This is a genomic window from Streptomyces sp. NPDC088817, assembly GCF_044750345.1.
Taxonomy (GTDB): Bacteria; Actinomycetota; Actinomycetes; order Streptomycetales; family Streptomycetaceae; genus Streptomyces.
This window is the reverse complement of sequence record NZ_JBIVJN010000032.1, coordinates 1-17,531: the sequence shown is the minus strand read 5'-3', so window position 1 is coordinate 17,531 and position 17,531 is coordinate 1. Positions and strand designations below refer to the sequence as shown.

The 17,531-nt window shown below is 72.5% G+C and carries 11 protein-coding genes; 8 read left to right on the top strand and 3 right to left on the bottom strand.

Going from position 1 to position 17,531, the window contains the following annotated elements:
* Nucleotides 1-179: 179 nt before the first annotated feature.
* Nucleotides 180-3,077 (top strand): BTAD domain-containing putative transcriptional regulator, encoded by a 2,898-nt coding sequence (locus ACIP4X_RS34785; protein WP_391459841.1) that lies wholly within the window; start codon nucleotides 180-182, stop codon nucleotides 3,075-3,077.
* Here the strand turns inward: ACIP4X_RS34785 and ACIP4X_RS34780 are convergent.
* Both ACIP4X_RS34780 and ACIP4X_RS34775 read right to left on the bottom strand, forming a co-directional pair.
* Nucleotides 3,066-4,931: an FAD/NAD(P)-binding protein gene (locus ACIP4X_RS34780; RefSeq protein ID WP_391459843.1), complete on the bottom strand. Its 1,866-nt coding sequence runs from the start codon at nucleotides 4,929-4,931 to the stop codon at nucleotides 3,066-3,068. The genes ACIP4X_RS34785 and ACIP4X_RS34780 overlap by 12 nt on opposite strands.
* A complete protein-coding gene (locus ACIP4X_RS34775) occupies nucleotides 4,928-5,413 on the bottom strand; it encodes a GNAT family N-acetyltransferase (protein ID WP_358737837.1) in 486 nt (161 codons plus the stop codon). The genes ACIP4X_RS34780 and ACIP4X_RS34775 overlap by 4 nt, the downstream gene beginning before the upstream one ends.
* A gap of 195 nt (nucleotides 5,414-5,608) precedes the next feature.
* On the opposite strand from ACIP4X_RS34775, the gene ACIP4X_RS34770 reads away from it, so the two are divergent.
* Genes ACIP4X_RS34770 through ACIP4X_RS34750 form a run of 5 tightly spaced genes read left to right on the top strand, consistent with a single transcriptional unit; the run spans nucleotide 5,609 to nucleotide 12,252 of the window.
* Complete coding sequence (locus ACIP4X_RS34770) at nucleotides 5,609-6,607, top strand: amino acid ABC transporter permease (RefSeq protein ID WP_358737836.1); 999 nt, start codon at nucleotides 5,609-5,611, stop codon at nucleotides 6,605-6,607.
* Nucleotides 6,608-6,615: 8 nt separating this feature from the next.
* The gene (locus ACIP4X_RS34765; protein WP_391459861.1) at nucleotides 6,616-7,368 is read left to right on the top strand and encodes an ATP-binding cassette domain-containing protein; all 753 of its coding nucleotides are present in this window, start codon (nucleotides 6,616-6,618) and stop codon (nucleotides 7,366-7,368) included.
* A gap of 17 nt (nucleotides 7,369-7,385) precedes the next feature.
* On the top strand, nucleotides 7,386-8,318 hold the full coding sequence (locus ACIP4X_RS34760; protein ID WP_358737834.1) for an ABC transporter substrate-binding protein: 933 nt from the start codon (nucleotides 7,386-7,388) through the stop codon (nucleotides 8,316-8,318).
* Nucleotides 8,318-9,382, top strand: a complete 1,065-nt coding sequence (locus ACIP4X_RS34755) for an LLM class flavin-dependent oxidoreductase (RefSeq protein ID WP_358737833.1) — start codon at nucleotides 8,318-8,320, stop codon at nucleotides 9,380-9,382. Before ACIP4X_RS34760 ends, ACIP4X_RS34755 begins: the two co-directional genes overlap by 1 nt.
* 20 nt (nucleotides 9,383-9,402) lie before the next feature.
* Nucleotides 9,403-12,252 carry an AAA family ATPase gene (locus ACIP4X_RS34750; RefSeq protein WP_401352328.1) on the top strand — a complete coding sequence of 950 codons (2,850 nt, stop codon included), beginning with the start codon at nucleotides 9,403-9,405 and terminating at the stop codon, nucleotides 12,250-12,252.
* Here ACIP4X_RS34750 and ACIP4X_RS34745 read toward each other — a convergent pair.
* Nucleotides 12,219-12,611 (bottom strand): helix-turn-helix domain-containing protein, encoded by a 393-nt coding sequence (locus tag ACIP4X_RS34745; RefSeq protein ID WP_358737829.1) that lies wholly within the window; start codon nucleotides 12,609-12,611, stop codon nucleotides 12,219-12,221. The genes ACIP4X_RS34750 and ACIP4X_RS34745 overlap by 34 nt on opposite strands.
* Before the next feature lie 80 nt (nucleotides 12,612-12,691).
* Between ACIP4X_RS34745 and ACIP4X_RS34740 the strand changes: the two genes are divergently transcribed.
* Both ACIP4X_RS34740 and ACIP4X_RS34735 read left to right on the top strand, forming a co-directional pair.
* Entirely contained in the window at nucleotides 12,692-13,492 is an 801-nt protein-coding gene (locus tag ACIP4X_RS34740; RefSeq protein WP_358737827.1) for a shikimate dehydrogenase, read from the top strand.
* Nucleotides 13,493-13,599: 107 nt separating this feature from the next.
* The coding region (locus ACIP4X_RS34735) for a beta-ketoacyl synthase N-terminal-like domain-containing protein (protein ID WP_358737825.1) at nucleotides 13,600-17,531 on the top strand (3,932 nt) is incomplete at its 3' end.

The following is a 17,531-nucleotide window of genomic DNA, read 5'->3' as shown; positions in this document are numbered from 1 at the left end:
GACCGGGCCACCGGTCTATTCTTCGCTGGGGTACCACGTGCTGAGTACAATCTCTCTTGCAGGATTGTTATCCAGCCGACCGGGGGAACCAGTGACATGAGCAGCAATGAGATGTGCACTCCGTTATCGGTCGACGGACCGGGTGCCCGATGAGGTTTTCCATACTCGGGCCGCTGAATGTGACGGACCTTGACCGCCCCCTCCCCCTAGGCGGCATCAACCAGCGGGCCTCGCTCGGTTACCTCCTGCTCCACGCGAACAGCGTGGTGGCGACGAGCCAGCTCGTGCGGGCCCTGTGGGGCGAGGAGCCGCCGCCCACCGCCCGCAAGATCCTCCAGAACGCGATCTCGAGCCTGCGCCGGACGCTGGCCGACGGGAGCGGCGGCAACCGCTCCAAGCTGCTGGTCACCCACGCGCCCGGCTACGTACTGCGCGCGGAACCGGCCACGATGGACAACTGCGAGTTCCAGGAACTGGCCAGAAAGGGACAGGCCGCGCTGGCCGCCGGGCAGTGGGACGAGGCCGACCGCCAGCTGCGGAAGGCGTTGGACCTGTGGAAGGGGCCGGCGCTGGCCGACCTCGTGGAGGAGGGCTACGACTGGCCCGAACTGACCGCCCTGCAGAACGCCCGGTACGCGGTGCTGGAGAACCGGATGGACGCGGTGCTCGCCGCCGGCCGCCATCTGGAGGTCATCGGCGAACTGGAAGCCGTCGTCAGCGCCGACCCCCTGCGTGAACGCCTGTCCCAGCAGCTGATGCTGGCCCTGTACCGCTCGGGCCGGCAGGCCGAGGCCCTCGGGGTGTTCCGCCGGACCCGCGCGGCTCTGGTCCAGCAGCTCGGACTCGACCCCAGCCCCGAACTGCGGGAGCTGGAGCGCGCGATCCTCGACCACGATCCCACGCTGATCAGCGGCGGCGGCGCCGCGGTGGCGCTCGCCGCCCAGCCGGCGGCCGCGCCGGCGCCGCTCGGTGAGGACCGTCCCGCAAAGACGCCCGGCGACGCGTTCCCGCCCGCCGTACCGCCGCGGCCCGAGACCGCCGGGATCGTGGGGCTGGCGGCGTCCCCGGTGCACGGGCAGGACGAGCACAAGCGTGTGACGGCCGTCTTCGTCCGTGCCGACACGTCGGGCTGCGACGCTCCCCCGGAGGTGCTCGACCGTCTGCTCCAGCAGGTCCGCTCCGTCGTCCGGCAGCAGGCCTGTCTGTACGGCGGGCGGAACCACGGCGGCATGGGCCCGATCACGCTCGCCCTGTTCGGGGCCGCCCAGACCCAGGAGGACGACGCGCTGCGCGCGGTCCGGATGGCCATGGACGTGGCCCAGTACTCCGAGCAGGGAGTACGCCTGCGCGTGGCGGTCTGCAGCGGAGACGCCCTGGTGCTGCGGGGCCGTGACGCCGAGGTGGGCGCCGAACCGATAGACGTCACCGGCCAGTTCCTGGAGCGGGGCCTCACCCTGCTGTTCGACGCCCGTCCCGGGATCGTACGGGCCTGTGACAACACCCGGCAGTCCTGTGCCGAGCACTTCGGCTTCGCGGCCGTGGGCACGGTGGCCGACGGTCACGACGTCACCGTTGCGCTGCGGCCCGGGCTGGCGAGCCGGACGTATCTGCCGTTCGTCCAGCGGGACCGCGAACTGAAGCAGCTCGGCTGGTGGGTCGAGGAGGTCCGGCGGAGCAGGCGCCCGCATCTCGTGACGGTGCTCGGCGCGGCGGGGATCGGCAAGAGCCGGCTCATGCACGAGCTGCGCCGTGACGTCGCCCAGCAGACGGGCATGCGCTGCCTGGTGGGCTGCAACCGCACCCTCAGCCCCAAGGAGCCGTACACCGCGCTGGCCGGGGTCGTCCGCGCGTACGCCGGGATCACGGACGACGCCACGGTGCTGGAGCAGGGCAGCAAGCTCGACGCCGCGGTGACCGGTCTCGTCGGCACCGGACCGATCTCGACACAGCTGGCCGACAACCTGCGGTCGCTGGTCACATCAGAACCGGGTCTGCAGCAGGGGCTGATGAGGCCGGCGCAGCGCCGGGCCGTGTTCACCGCGTGGCGGCGGTTCATCGAGGAACTCGCCGCGCGGGAACCGCTCGTGGTCATCCTGGAGGACCTCCACCGGACCGACGACGTGCTGCTGGAGTTCGTCGGGGACCTCACCGAGAGCGTCGGTAGCCTCCCGCTGCTCGTCGTCGTGACGGCCCGTCCCGAGTTGGTCAACCGGTCCCCGTACTGGGCGAGCGGACAGCGCAACGCCACCACGATGAGCCTGGAACCGCTGTCCCGGACGGGGATCGGCGCCCTTCTCAGCAGCGTCCTGGGGCCGGACACCGACGCGGGCGCGTCCGAGCTGGGCGCGACGCTGGCGGACCAGTCCGGTGGCAACCCGCTGTTCGCCCTGGAATACGCCCGCATGCTGGGCGTTGCGGTGGGCGACCCGGCCCCCCTGCGGGCATCGTGCGCCCGCACCTGGCGTCCCGGCGACAAACCCCCGGTGCCGCCCCGGGTGCACCACATCATCGCGTCGCGGCTCGACACCCTGCCGCCGCTGGAGAAGGCACTGCTCTACGACGCCTCACTGTTCGGCAGCCCGTTCTACGACAAGGAGCTGGCCGCGCTGAGCGACCGGGACCCCGGCGAGATCCAGGAGTGCCTGGGCTCCCTGGAGCGGCGCGAGTTCCTGCAGCGCTGCCGGCTGGGACCGGAACTCGGCTCCATCGAGTACGACTTCGTCCACAAACTCGTCAGCGAGGTCGCCTACTCCCGTATGCCGCACACGGTCCGGGCCGAGAAGCACCGCCGGGCGGCGCAGTGGCTGGCGGGCCAGACCAACCGGCCGCTGACGCCGCTGGTGCACCACTGCCGGCAGGCGGTGCAGCACACCCGCAAGGCGAATCTGCCCGCGGAGGACATCTCCGCCCGCGTCTGCGACATCCTGATCGGCGCGGGACAGCAGGCGTGGCAGCGGCGCGCTCCCGAGGCCGCCCGGTTCTGCTACCGCTCGGCCCGGGAGTTCTGCTCCGAGGGGGAACCGCAGTGGCACCTGCTCCTGCGCCGGCAGCAGCTGGAGGCGAAGTCACCCTCCTGACACGGCGGCGAGCAGGGCCGAGCGGGCGACCGCGTCGGTGAGGCGGGACGAGACCGGGTTGGCACCGGGGCGGGTGAAGTTCCCGCCGGCCAGGGCGGTGGTGAACGGTCCGAGGGCAAACCAGCGCGGGTGCCGGCGGCCCGCCGCGTCCAGCACGGCACCGTCCCGGCCGTCCACCGCCGTGAGCCCGGTGCGGTGCCGGAAGCCGTCCTCCACACCGCTGCTCTCCCACAGCCCGCCTCGCTCGTACAGGGACCTGAGCAGCGGGTCCCGGCTGGTGGGGAACGCGCCGACCGGCAGGCGTGCCTCGACCAGTGCCGTGGCGGTCACCGTGCCGCCGGGCACGGCGGGGCTGCCCGCCTCGAACCGCCCTCGGGCGGTCCGCACCCACATGTCCGGGCCGACGAACCGCACCACACCGGCCTCGGCGAGGGCGAGCAGCTCACGCGTCCGGCGCGGCGGCGGCCCGCTGGCCAGGTGGTTGAAGAAGCCGGCCCACCATCCGTCCACGTCCTGCGCCCGTGAGCGGGCCGAGAACCGTCCGCTGCCCAGCAGTGCGGGAAGCTGCCCGAACACCGCGAGCAGTCCGTGGGTGGCGCCCAGATCCGCGCTGTGGTGCGGGTCGGACCCGCGGTCGAGGACGTCGCGCAGGTAGCCGGCCACTCTGTGCTGGAGGGCGGTCCGGTCGGGGAACGTGGCGTCCCCCAGGGGGCGGTCGAGAAGCGACAGGTCGAGCATGTCGTCGGCGTGCACGACCGTCCGTCGCAGCAGCTCCCGCTGCTCACGGCTGTCCCAGGGGGCCCGCGCGTAGGCTTCGGCGAACTCGTCGAGGCCGCAGCGCACCCTCTCGGGGTGCGCGGTGAACAGCTCGTGGTAGTAGCCCCACGCGATCTCCTTCGCGGCGTGTGGCCACACGTCGCGGAAGAAGTCCAGCCGTCCGGGGGACTCGCGCAGGATCCGCTCCGCGTCGAAGAATCGGGGCAGCGGCGGCGGGGAGGCCAGCGAGTAGGTCAGCTTCGGTGGGAACGGCACGCCGCGCCGGGAACCCGCGTGCAGCACCGGCTCCCGGCCGCTCGGAAGGTACCGCAGGCCGCCCGTGCCGTCCTCCACGTAGCGCCCTCCGCGTCCCTCGGTGAGCAGCACCACCAGGTCGACGAAGGCCAGACCGAGCCCGCGGACGAGAACCGGAGCCCCGGGCCGCAGCGCGGAGAGGTCCTGGTCGGCCGTGTATCCCGGCGGTATGAAGCACAGTCCGTGGCGTCGGGCGTAGGCGGCCATGGCCGTCTGTTCCTCGGTGGGTTCCACTTCCTGGTGCCCCACGGCGAACACCACGGCGTCGGCGTCCACGAACTGCCCGCCGCCGAGGACGACCAGCTGCCGGCCGCCGTGTTCGCGCAGGTCCACCGCCCGGTCCCGATGGTGGTGGAGCCGGGCGCCGGGCGGCAGGCCGGCCACCGCTCGTTCGAACACCCAGGTGAGGTAGTGGCTCTGGAGCCTGCGGGTGGGGAACGAGGTCTCGGTGAGGTCCTCCAGTTCCCGCGCCACGCCCGGGTCGGTGACGGTCGCCCGGTTCTCCCGGGCCCAGGTGTGGAGCGAGGGTCCCGACCGGACGGGCCCCGCGCAGACCACGCTGTCGTCGGTGAACATGGTCACGTGCGCGGCCATCGTGTTGAGCATCAGCAGCGGCGACTGGTCGTGCCGCCAGACCCGTCCGGGGCCCGGCTCGTAGGGGTCGATCAGGTGCACGTCCAGGGTCCGGTCACCGAGCAGTTCGGCCGCGTTGGCGCCCAGCCGCTCCAGTACGGAGACACCGCTCGGTCCGGCGCCGACGATCGCTATGACGACCGGAGTCACAGCGTCTTCTCGAAGCACAGCGCGGGCCTGCCGTCCGTGCCCGCCGGGTCGCACGGTGTCGGGCGGTAGCCGGCGGCGACGTACAACCCGCTCGCCTCCGGCTGCCGGGGGCCGGTCACCAGGTACAGCCTGCGGTACCCGAGCCGTCGTGCGGCGTGCTCGAGTTCGGCGAGGGTGCGCCGGGCCAGACCCAGCCTGCGGTGGCGGGGGTGGGTCCAGATCCGTTTCAGCTCCGCGGTCTCGGGGTCGAGACGGCGGAACCCACCGCCCGCGACGGTCTCGCCGTCGAGCGTGAGCACCAGGAACCCGCCGTGGGGCGGCGCGAATTCACGGGATGGCACGCTGCTCGTCTCCTCGTACGCCGAGGGCCCGTAACGGGCCAGGTACTCCTGGGTCAGGCCCTGGTGCAACGGCGTGGTCGAGCCGTCGTCGGCCGGTACCTGACGCACCGCGATCCGCGCCACGTCCACCTTGGGTTCCATGCGGCCCAGTCGACCAACCGCCGGTGTCCCGGTCAACCGCGAACGAACACCCGATAACCGATGAGTGGGTGCGCCCACCGCCCGGTAACTCCGCACGAACTGGCCGTCTGTCCCCGTTGAAAGTGGAACCGCCTTCTTCCTAGGTTCAAGACCGACCAGCTCGGATCATCCAACGCCAAATCGGGGAAGTGTCTGATGACATCTGCGTCCTTTCGCGCCACCGACGATGTGGTGGAACCCTCGGGCTGGCGGTCCACCGAGGAGCTCCTCGCGCTGCGCCGGGTCGCCGCACCGCGGCCCGGCCGCTGGCTGGCCAGTGCGGTGCTGATCGTGCTCCTGCTCCAGTTCCTCCACGGACTGGTCACCAACCCGGGCTGGGACTGGCCGGTGTTCCGGCAGTTCTTCGCCGAGGGCAGCATCATGCGGGCGCTCGGCCTCACCCTCGAACTCACCGCATACGGAACGGTGCTGGGCTTCGCGCTGGGGCTGGTGGTCGCGCTGATGCGGCTGTCCGGCAGCCGGCTGCTCGGCTCCGTGGGCTGGCTCTACGTGTGGGTGTTCCGTTCCGTCCCGCTGATCGTCCAGTTGCTGTTCTGGTTCAACCTCGCCTACCTCTACGACCGTTTGTCGTTCGGCGTGCCGTTCGGGCCGGCGTTCGTCTCCGTGCCGACCATGGAGCTGGTGGGGCCGATGGGCGCGGCGGTCCTCGGGCTGGCACTGCACCAGGCGGCGTACGCCGCCGAGATCATCCGTTCCGGCATCATCTCGGTCGACCGCGGCCAGCTGGAGGCGGCGGCCGCCCTGGGCATTCCCCGTCGGCGTCAGCTGTCCAGGATCGTCCTGCCCCAGGCGATGCGGGCGATCCTGCCGAACGCGTTCAACGAGCTGATCTCGCTGCTCAAGGGCACGTCGATCGTGTCGGTGATGGCCCTGGGCGACCTCTTCTACCAGACCCAGGTGATCTACGGCCGCAACGGCCGGGTGGTTGCCCTCGTCATGGTCGCGACCGTCTGGTACGTGATCCTCACCGGGCTGCTCTCCGTGCTCCAGTACTACGTGGAACGGCACTTCGCGCGCGGCGGGTCACGGGCCCTTCCGCCGACGCCGTTGCAACGGCTGCGCGGAGCGCTCTCCGGCGGCGGGCGCGGCGTCGGGGACCGGTCGGCCGCGGGTGTCGGAAAGGCGGCGCGGTGAGCACTCCCATGGTCGAGATCGTCGACGTGCACAAGAGCTACGGCGCCACCACCGTTCTCGACGGGGTCGATCTGCAGGTGCAGCCCGGTGAGGTCACGGTGCTGATCGGGCCCTCCGGCGCGGGCAAGTCGACCCTGCTGCGGGTGATCAACCACCTGGAGAAGGCCGACCGCGGGCTCGTCCTGGTCGCGGGGGAGCTGATGGGGTACCGGCGCGTGGGCAAGCACCTGCGCGCACTCCGGGAGAAGGAGATCCTGCGGCAGCGGACCGGCATCGGGTTCGTCTTCCAGGGCTTCCATCTGTTCGCCAACCTCACCGTCCTGGACAACGTGGCCGAGGCGCCCCGGTCGGCGCAGGGCCGCCCGGCGGAGGAGGTGTACCGGACCGCCCGCCGGCTCCTGGAGCGCGTCGGGCTGGCCGACAAGGCGGACGCCCACCCGCGCCAGCTCTCCGGGGGCCAGCAGCAGCGCGTCGCGATCGCCCGGGCCCTGGCCCTGGAACCGAAGCTGCTGCTGTTCGACGAGCCGACCTCCGCGCTGGATCCGGAACTGGTCGGCGAGGTGCTGGACGTCATGAAATCGCTGGCCGCGACCGGCACGACCATGATCGTGGTGACGCACGAGATGGCCTTCGCCCGGGAGGTGGCCGACCGGGTGGTCTTCATGGCCGACGGCAGGGTCGTCGAGCAGGGCCCGCCCGAGCAGGTGCTCCGCGATCCCGCGCACGAACGCACCCGCACGTTTCTCGCGAAGATCCTTTGATGACGGGGAGGAAGGCAATGCGTCGATTGCTGGCCGGTGGCTGGGTGTTCCTGCTCCTGCTGACCGGGTGCAGCGCAGGCAAGGAGACGGCTGCCACGGGCTCGGACCTCAACCTCAGTCCGCGGCAGGAAAGGATCACCGCGGCCCGGGTCGACCGGGTCGCCGCCCTGGTGCCCGAGCGCATCCGCCGCAGCGGTGTCCTGCGCATCGGCGGCACGATCGACAACACGCCGCCGCTGAGCTGCTACGCGACCGACAACAAGACGCCCATCGGGTTCGAACCCGACATCGCCACCCTGGTCGCCGGGGTGATGGGGCTGACCCCCGAGCGGGAGATCACCTCGTGGGAGAACATGTTCCTGGGCGTGGACAGCGGAAAGTACGACGTGGCGTTCTCGAACATCTCGGTCACCCGGGAACGGATGAAGAAGTACGACTTCGCGAGCTACCGCCGGGACCGCCTCGGTTTCGAGGCGCGTGAGGACGCCGGCTTCACGGTCCGCAAGCCGGCGGACCTCGCGGGCAGGCGGGTGGCGCTGGCCTCCGGCTCCACCCAGGAGAGGATCATGCTGGCGTGGAGCGCCGAGAACCGCAGGGCCGGGCTGCGCGGGATCGACATCCAGTACTACCAGAAGGCCTCCGACTACTACCTGGCGCTCCAGTCGGGGCGCGTGGACGTCTACGTCGGCCCGAGTTCCAGCGTCGTGTACCACGCGAAGACCACAGGCCGGACGAAGCTGGTCGGCGTCGTGGACAGCGCGACGGACACCATCGACAGCCAGGTCGGCGCCATGACGCGCAAGGGTGACGGAACGGCGAAAGCGGTCGCGGCGGCCGTGAACGAGCTGATCCGCGACGGCAAGTACCAGCAGGTCCTCGAACGGTGGGGACTGGCCGACCAGAAGGTGGCCGTGTCCCGCGTCAACCCGGCAGCTGGGGAAGGGGCGTGATGGACGGCCGGATATACCTGGCTGCCGCGCTCGACGGTCTGGGCTCTCATCCGGCCGCCTGGCGTCGGACCGACGCCCCCGCCGATCTCTTCGACCCCCGGCGGATCGTGGCCCTGACGCGGCTCGCCGAGCGTGGCGGGCTGGACCTGGTGACGCTCGATGACCAGGTCCCCGCCACGCCGGAGCCGGGGCGCGCCCACGGCGCCCTCGACGCGTGGCTGGCGCTCGCCCAGGCAGCCGCGCACACCTCGCGCATCGCGCTGTTCCCGACCGGCGTCGCGCAGGGCGACCCGGCGGTGATGGCGGCCAGGGCGGTCACCCTGGACCGCATATCGCAGGGCCGCGGCGGCTGGCGTCCGCGGGTGAGACTCAGCGACGAGGAACGACGGCGTGCCACTGCCGATCCGGACCGCTACGCCGCGTTCACCGAGGAACGCTTCGCGCAGACCGACGAGTTCGTCGGTGAGGTCACCGCGTTCTGGGACAGCTGGCCGGAGGAGCCCCCCGCAGGCCGGGTCGAGCCGGCCGGGCGTCCCGTCCGGGCGTCCGGGTACGCCCGGGTGCCCACCGCGGCGTCCGGTGCGCCGCTGACGGCGGTGCTCGCGCACTTCAGCACGCCGTACCGCCTGGCCGCACGACATGCCGACCTCGTCTTCGTCACGCCGTTCAGCCGCGACGACGTGATCGCCGTACGCACGGAACTGGCGGAGCTGTGCGCCGGGTTCCGGAGGGGCCGCGCGCCCCTCGCGGTCCTCGCCGATCTCGACGTGGTCCTCGCGGAAACCGAGTCCGCGGCCGTCGAGCGCCGGCGGGAACTCGACCGCTGGGTCCCCTGCACATCCGATGCCGCGATGTTCACCGGAACTCCGGAAATGCTGGCCGATCTCATCGAGGAATGGCACCGGGACGGCGGCGTCGACGGTTTCCGGTTCCGCCCGGCGGTATTGTCCGAGGACCTCGTCGCGATAGTGGAGGGCATGGTGCCGCTCCTACAGGAACGAGGACTTCTCAAAGCAGCGCACGGCCTGCCGCTGCGCGCCCGACTTCACGCCGCCGCAGCCTGACACCGCGTTCCGACGACGGTATGTCCATCGGGTCACGGATGTTTCGTGCCACGTTCACTTGGGGGAATTCAATGCGTCTGCTGGAACGTGAGAAACACAAAGCACTGATGCGCTCCCTGATCGACAGGTCTCTGGCCGGACGCGGTCAGGTGCTGCTGGTGGAGGGGGTGGCGGCGAGCGGGCGGACGGCCCTGCTGCAGGAGGCCGTCGAGGAAGCGGAGCGAGCCGGCCTGCTCGTGATGCGCGCCTCGTGCTCGCCGCTGGAGAAGGATCTGGCGGGGAGCGTCCTGAGCCAGCTCCTGCACAGCATTCCAGCGCCGGGCGAGCTGGCCGAGCAGGCGGTACCGGGCTACCACGAGTTCTGCCGGCAGATGCTGCGGCTGGCGGTGCGCAGGCCGCTGGTCATCACCGTCGACGACATCCACCACGCCGACGCCGAGTCGCGGCGCTGCCTGCTGTATCTCGCCCGCCGGCTGGGAGCGGCACGGGTCCTGCTGGTGGTGACCTGCCAGCGGGACGAGGGCAGCGCGCCGCCGCTGTTCGCCGCCGAGCTGCCCAGCGGGCCGGGGACCCACCGGCTCGGCGTGGAGCCGCTCTCGCAAGCCAGCACCGCCGCCCTGCTGGAGGAACGGCTGGGCACCCTGGCGGACGCTCCCGGGCTCGCCGCCGAGTTCCACCGGATCAGCGGCGGCAACCTGCGGCTGCTCGACGCGCTGATCGAGGACTGCCGCCGCGGCCGGGCCGACGGGGAGGACCACGTCACCGTGCGGGGGTACGGCGCGGCCGTGGTCGCGCTGCTGCGGCGCTGGGAGCCCTCGGTGCTGCGTACCGCGCAGGCGCTGGCGGTGCTCGGCGGGCGCGGCAGCGTGGACCGGGCCGCCCGGCTCGCCGGCCTGGACCAGGACACCGAGGCGCGGTCCGGGATGCTGACCGGGGCGGAGACGGTGGAACGGGCGATGGCGACGATGACGGCCGCGGGAGTGCTGCTGAACGGCCGGTTACCGCATCCGGCCGCTCGCGAGGCCGTCCTCGCCACCGTGACCGGGGCCGAGCGCGCCGCACTGAACCAGCGCGCGGCGCGGCTGCTGCACGGTCAGGGGGAGCCGGCGCCGGCCGTGGCGTGCCATCTCGCCCAGGCGCGCCGGCGCGTGGAGCCGTGGGCGGTGCCGGTGCTCGTGGAGGCAGCCGAGCAGGAGTTGCTCGCCGAGCGGAACGAGCGTGCGGCGCGCTACCTGGAGCTGGCGCACGAAGCGTGCCGCGAGCGGGCCGCGGTGCTGGCGAAGCTGGTCGACGCGGAGTGGCGGTGCAGCCCGTCGGCCGCCGCGCGGCACCTGACGCCCCTGGTCGCCGCGGCCCGGACGGGTGACCTCGGCCACGACTGCCTGCCGGGCCTGGTGCGGCAACTGCTCTGGCACGGACGGCACGTCGACGCCGGCTCCCTGCTCGACCGGCTGCGTGAGGGCGCCTCCGCGGACGTGCCCCTGGCCCACGAGGTCCGCAACCTCGACTCATGGCTGGCGTACTCCCACCCGCACTACACGCGCCGCCGGATGCAGCCGTCGGCGCCGTTCGGCGACGCGCCGGCCGACCGGGACATCACCGCGCTCCCCGGCAACGACCCGTGGCTCGCGCTCGCCGCGTCACTGTGCGACCTGCTGGTGAGCGGACGGGCCGGCGACCGGGCGGCCGCGCTGGAGCGGTCCCTGGGCAATCTCCGCCCGCGCGGGAACACGCCGTGGGCCCAGGAGACCGCGGCGCTGGCCCTCCTCGGCCTGCTCGACCTCGGCCGCTACGACCTCGTACTGGACCGGTGTGCCGCGCTGAGCGACCCCGGCGACGCGGAACAGTCCCCGACCTGGCACGCGCTGCTGGCGAGCCTGCGCGCAGAGGCACTGGTGCGCCGCGGTGACCTCGCCGGCGCGCTGCGCGACGCCCAGGAGGCGCTGACGCTGCTGCCCACCCACGCCTGGGGGGTGACCGTCGGCTTCCCGCTGGGCACGCTCATCACGGCCGCCGTCCGGCTGGGCGAGGTGGAGATCACCGAACGGTACCTGGCGTTCTCCCCGCCCGAGGCGATGTTCCAGACCCGCTACGGGCTCTACTACCTGCACGCCCGCGGCGACTACCACCTCGCCGCCCAACGGGCGTACGCCGCCCTCTCCGACTTCCTGGCCTGCGGCGACCTGGTCCAGGCGCTGGGGCTGGAGGCGGCGACGCCGGTCCCGTGGCGTACCAGCGCGGCCGAGGCGTGGCTGCGGCTGGGCAGCGACGACCGGGCGCGCCGGCTGGTCCGGGAACAGCTGGCCCGCTCGGACACGGCGGGGGGCAACAGCATCGCCCGCGGCCGGTCACTGCGGATGCTCGCCGCGGTCAGCTCGCCCGAACGGCGGCCGCAGCTGCTGCTGGAGGCCGTCGAGCTGTTCGAGCAGCGTGGCGAGCAGTACGAGCAGGCACGCGTCCTGGCCGACCTCGGCTACGCCTACTCGGCGCTCGTCGACAGCCGCCGGGCCAGGACCACGCTGCGCCGGGCGCGCTATCTCGCCCTCGCCTGCGGCGCCGCACCTCTGTGCGAGGAACTCCTCGCCTTCGAGGGGGCGTCGGACCTGTCGGCGCCGTGTGAGGACGACGGCAGGCGGCTGACGGAGTCGGAGCGGCGCGTCGCGCACCTGGCCGTGCTGGGCTACACCAACCGTGAGATCGCGGCGAAGCTCTACATCACGCCGAGCACGGTCGAACAGCACCTGACCAGGGTGTACCGGAAGCTGGACATCAAGCGGCGCAAGGATCTCCCCGCCGACCTGGGGACCACGACACTGCGCAGGAGGCAGCCGCAGCCTCAGGCGCCCTCGACCAGGCGCTCGGCGTCGTAGGCGTGGCGTGCGGCCGAAATGGCCTCGCGGTGGCGTGTGGCCCAGTCCGTGAGCGAGAGGAGTGACTGATGCAGTTCCTGCGCAATCTCGGTGAGTTCGTACTCGACCCTGGGCGGGACGGTGGCGTACACCGTGCGGGTGAGCAGCCCGTCCCGTTCGAGGTTCCGCAAGGTCAGGGTCAGCATGCGCCTGCTGATGCCCTCGATCGACCGCTCCAGCTCCGTGAACCGCACCGGGCCCCGGGCCGCGGCGACGATGATCAGGATGCTCCACTTGCCGGCCACGCGGTCCAGTACCTCACGCACCGGGCACGCTTCGACGATGATCTCGTCCGGCGCTTCCGTCTTCAACTGCGGCATGGAGGGGTTCCTTCCTACGCAGCCCATGGTGCCACCCGGGTGCACTCTGTTACAACCCGTTTCCCATCTGGGGGGCAGTCGTGACGCGAACGGGCCTGTCCGGTGCGACACGCCTCTACACGGTGCTGGGCGACCCGGTGGCGCAGGTCAGGGCACCGGGGCTGATCAACCCGCTGCTCGCGGACCTCGGTGTCGACGCCGTCGTGGTGCCGGTGCACGCCCCGGCGGAGCACCTCGCCGACGTCGTACGCGGTCTGCAGCGGATCGGCAATGTCGACGGACTGCTGATCACCGTCCCGCACAAGGCCGCCGTGTGCGGGCTCGCCGACGAGCTGGGGCCGGCCGCCGCCCTGAGCGGTACGGCGAACGCGATGCGGCGCGAACCGGACGGCCGCTGGCTCGCCGAGAACTTCGACGGACTCGGGTTCGTCCGCGGGCTCGAGGCGGCGGGGCACACCGTCCGGGACGCGCGGGTCGCCCTGGTCGGTGCGGGCGGGGCGGGCAGCGCGATCGCGGTGGCCCTGCTGATGGCCGGGGCCGGCCGGGTCGCCGTCCGGGACACCGACGGCGCCCGGCTGGCGGCGCTGCTCTCCCGGCTCCACCCCCGGTGGCCGGAACGGGTGTGCGCCGCGACCGCCGGCGACCTGGGGAGCGCCGACATCGCCGTTAACGCCACCCCCCTGGGGATGCGCCCCGAGGACCCCCTGCCGTTCGACCCTGCCGCCGTTCGCGCGGACGCCGTGGTGGTGGACATCGTCATGAAGCCCCACGAGACCGCCCTGCTGCGGACGGCGGCCGCCGCCGGCCGCCGTGTGCACCTTGGCATCCACATGCTCGAACAACAGGTTCCGTGCTATCGGGAATTCTTCTCCTGGCCCTGAACTCAGGGATGGCATAGGGGGATTGATAGGGGGTCCGCGCTCCGGAATTCGCGCAAGACTCGAAGCCGCGCTCTCGCGCATCTCGCCTTGCCTAGGAGTGATACCGGATGTTGCGCACAGAACTGATTCGGCCCCTGCCCGAAACGCTGACCGAACACGCCGCCCGGTTCGGCAGGAAAATCGCGTTCGCCGATACCCGGCGCCAGGTCAGTTACGCCGAACTGGAACTCCGCACGCGGTACATCGCCGGGCATCTGGCCGGGCTGCGCGTGCATCCGGGCGACCGTGCGGCCATATACCTGGGCAACTGCGTCGAGACAGTCGAGAGTTATCTGGCCCTCACCCGCGCCAACGTCATCGGGGTGCCACTCAACCCGCATTCCACCGACTCCGAGCTGGAGTTCTTCCTCTCGGACAGCGGTGCGCGCGTGGTGATCACGGACGCCGCCCACCTCGAGCAGCTCAGGCGCGTCGTGGGGCACACGGACCACCCGGGGATCATCGTCGTCGGCGATGCGCGGGTCCCGGCCGGGACGGTGTCCTTCGAGACCCTGGCCACCACCGAGCCGGAGGCGGCCGCCAGGGACGACCTCGGCCTCGACGAGGTCGCCTGGATGCTCTACACCTCCGGCACCACCGGAAAGCCCAAGGGCGTGCTGTCCACCCAGCGCAACTGCCTGTGGTCGGTGGCCGCCTGCTACGTCCCGGTTCCCGAACTGTTCGCCGACGACCGGGTGCTGTGGCCGCTTCCGCTGTTCCACAGCCTGTCGCACATCGCATGCGTGCTGGCGGTCACGTCGGTCGGCGCCACCGCCCGGATCACCGACGGATACTCCGCCGACGAGATCCTGTCCGTGCTGCGGGAGGAATCGCCGACCTTCCTCGCAGGCGTGCCGACCATGTACCACTACCTCGTCCAGGCCGCGCAGCGGCAGGGGGTGCGGGCCCCGGACCTGCGCGTCGGGCTGGTCGGCGGCGCGGTCACGACGCAGTCCCTGCGCGCCTCCTTCCAGGAGACCTTCGGCGTGCCGCTGCTGGACGCCTACGGCAGCACGGAGACCTGCGGCTCGATCACCATCAACTGGCCGACGGGCGCCCGGGTCGAGGGCTCCAGCGGGCTGCCCGTGCCGGGGCTCAACGTGCGGCTCGTCGACCCCGAGACCGGACGCGACGTGCCGGTCGGCGAGGAGGGCGAGGTCTGGGTCAGCGGCCCGAACGTGATGGTCGGCTACCACAACCGGCCCGAGGAGACGGCGCTCGCGCTGCAGGGCGGCTGGTACCACACCGGTGACCTGGCCCGCCGCGACGACGCCGGGTACTTCACCGTCACGGGCCGGATCAAGGACCTCATCATCCGCGGCGGCGAGAACATCCATCCGGGCGAGATCGAGGACGTGCTGCGCACGGTGTCCGGGGTGGCCGATGTCGCCGTGGCCGGCAAGGCTCACGACGTACTGGGCGAGGTTCCCGTCGCCTTCCTGGTGCCCGGGCCGGAGGGCCTCGACACCGACGCGCTGTTCGCCGCGTGCCGCGAACGGCTCTCCTACTTCAAGGTGCCCGAGGAGCTGTACGAGGTCACGCGGATCCCCCGTACCGGGTCGGGCAAGGTCACCCGGCGCCTCCTGCTCGACCAGCCCGCCCGGCTGCGGGCCGCCGGCAGCAGCTCCTACGAGCACCTCTTCCGCACGGACTGGCTGCCGCTGCCCCCGGTGGGCACCGCCCTGCCCGGCGCCCCCGGTGACACGGCCGCGCCGCGCTGGGTGCTCGCCGGTGAGACCGACGCCGGCCTGGTCGCGGGCCTGGAACGGGCGGGAGCCGAGGTGACGTGCGGGGCCGACGGGCTGCCGCCCGCCGACGCCGCGCCCGCCGATGTCGTGGTCCTGCCGGTGGGTTCGCCGGACGCGGACCTGCCCGGCCTGCTCTCGGCGTTGGCCTCCCGGGTCCGGGAGTGGCTCGCCGACGGCCTGCCCTCCCCGGCCCGGCTGGTCGTCCTCACCCGCAACGGCGTGCGCGTCGGACCGGCCGAGACGCCCGACCCCGCACACGCCGCGGCGGCCGGGCTGGTGCGCGGACTGCAGGCGGAGTACGGCGACCGGCTCGTGCACGTCGATCTGGATGCCGCAGCCGACGCCGGTGACGCCACGCCCCAGGGCCTGCTGCACGCCCTGTCGGCCGGGGACGAGCCGCAGATGGCCGTGCGGGCCGGCGGCATCGTCAGGCCCTCCCTGGAGCGGGTGGCCGTACGCTCCGGCGGAGATGTCGCCTTCGGCCCCGGGCGCGCGGTCGTGGTCGCCGGCGCGGACACGGCGGCCGGTGCCGTCATGGCGCGCCATCTCGTGGCCGGGCACGGGGTCCGGCAGGTGGTGCTGATCAGCGAACAGGGCGAGGGCGACCTGTCCGTCGCCGGCCTCGCGGCCGAACTCACCGCGCTCAAGGCGGCGGTCTCGGTCGTCGCCTGCGATCTCACCGACCGGGCGGCATTACGTGACGTGGTGGCCGGCCTCCGCCGCCCGCTGGCCGGTGTGGTCCACGCCCCGTCCGGCCCCTTCCGGTCCGCCGTGGCGTCGGTCGCCGCGCTGGACGAGGTGACCGCACAGACCGAGGCGGCGGCCCTGGTGCTGCTGCCGACCGCCGCCGGCCCGCTGGGCATGGCCCACGAGCCGGAGGACGCCGCGGTGGCCGCGTACTGCGACGCGATCGCCCTGCGGCGGCGCGCCGAAGGACGTCCGGCGCTGTCCCTGTCCCTGGGGCCGTGGGCCGACGACGCCGACCCCGCGCTGCCGATGCGGACACTGCCCGCGGGAGTGGGCACGCTGTCCCGGCGGGAGCTGCTCACCATGGTCGACGCCGCGCTCATGTCCGGCGAGCCCGCGGCCTCGCCGCTGAAGCTGGACGTGATGACGCTGCACGGCGGTTCCGTACCGGCGGTGCTCCGCGGGCTGATCGACACCTCCGCGGGGGTGTCGGCGGACGCGGGACGCGCGGAGGAGTTCCGGGCGGAATTCGCCGCACTGCCCGAGGCCGAGCAGCTGCGGACGCTGGTGTCCGCCGTGTGTGCCGCGGCGGCGGACATCGCCAGCGGGAACGAGGACGGTATAGCCCCGCGGCGGGCCTTCAAGGAGATCGGTTTCAGTTCGCTCCAGGCGGTACTGCTGCGGAACCGCCTGGTGGAGCTCACGGGGCTGCGGCTGCCGACCACCCTCGCCTTCGACTACCCGACGCCGCAGGCAGTGGCCCGTTTCGTGCTGGGCGAGGTGTCGGGCGGCACCGGGGAGCAGGTGCGGGCCGCCGCGGGCGGCCCCGTCGAGGACGACCCGGTCGTGATCGTCGGTATGGCGTGCCGGCTGCCCGGCGGCATCGCCTCGCCCGAGGACCTGTGGACGTTCGTCGAGCAGGGCCTCGACGGGGTGACCGCGTTCCCCGCGGACCGAGGCTGGGACGTGGAGGGCCTGTACGACCGTGATCCCGAGCGGGCCGGCAAGACCTATGTCCGCGAGGGCGGCTTCCTGCAGGATGCCACGGGTTTCGACGCGGACTTCTTCCGCATCTCGCCCCGTGAGGCGCTGGCGATGGACCCGCAGCAGCGGGTGTTCCTGGAGGCCTCTTGGGAGCTCTTCGAGCGGGCGGGCGTCGACGTCACCACTCTGCACGGCAGCAGCACCGGCGTGTTCGCCGGCGTGATGAACCAGGAGTACGGCCGGAACCTCGCCGACTCGGCCGACGAGACGGAGGGTTACCAGAGCACCGGAACGGCCGCCAGCGTCGTCTCGGGCCGGGTGGCGTACACGTTCGGGTTCGAGGGTCCGGCGGTGACCGTGGACACGGCGTGTTCGTCGTCGCTGGTGGCGCTGCACCTGGCCGCGCAGTCCCTGCGCTCGGGTGAGTGCGACCTCGCCCTGGCCGGCGGTGTGGCGGTGATGGCCCAGCCGACGTCGTTCGTGGAGTTCTCGCGGCAGCGGGGGCTGGCGCCCGACGCCCGCTGCAAGGCGTTCGCCGCCGCCGCCGACGGCACCGGCTGGTCCGAGGGCGTGGCCCTCGT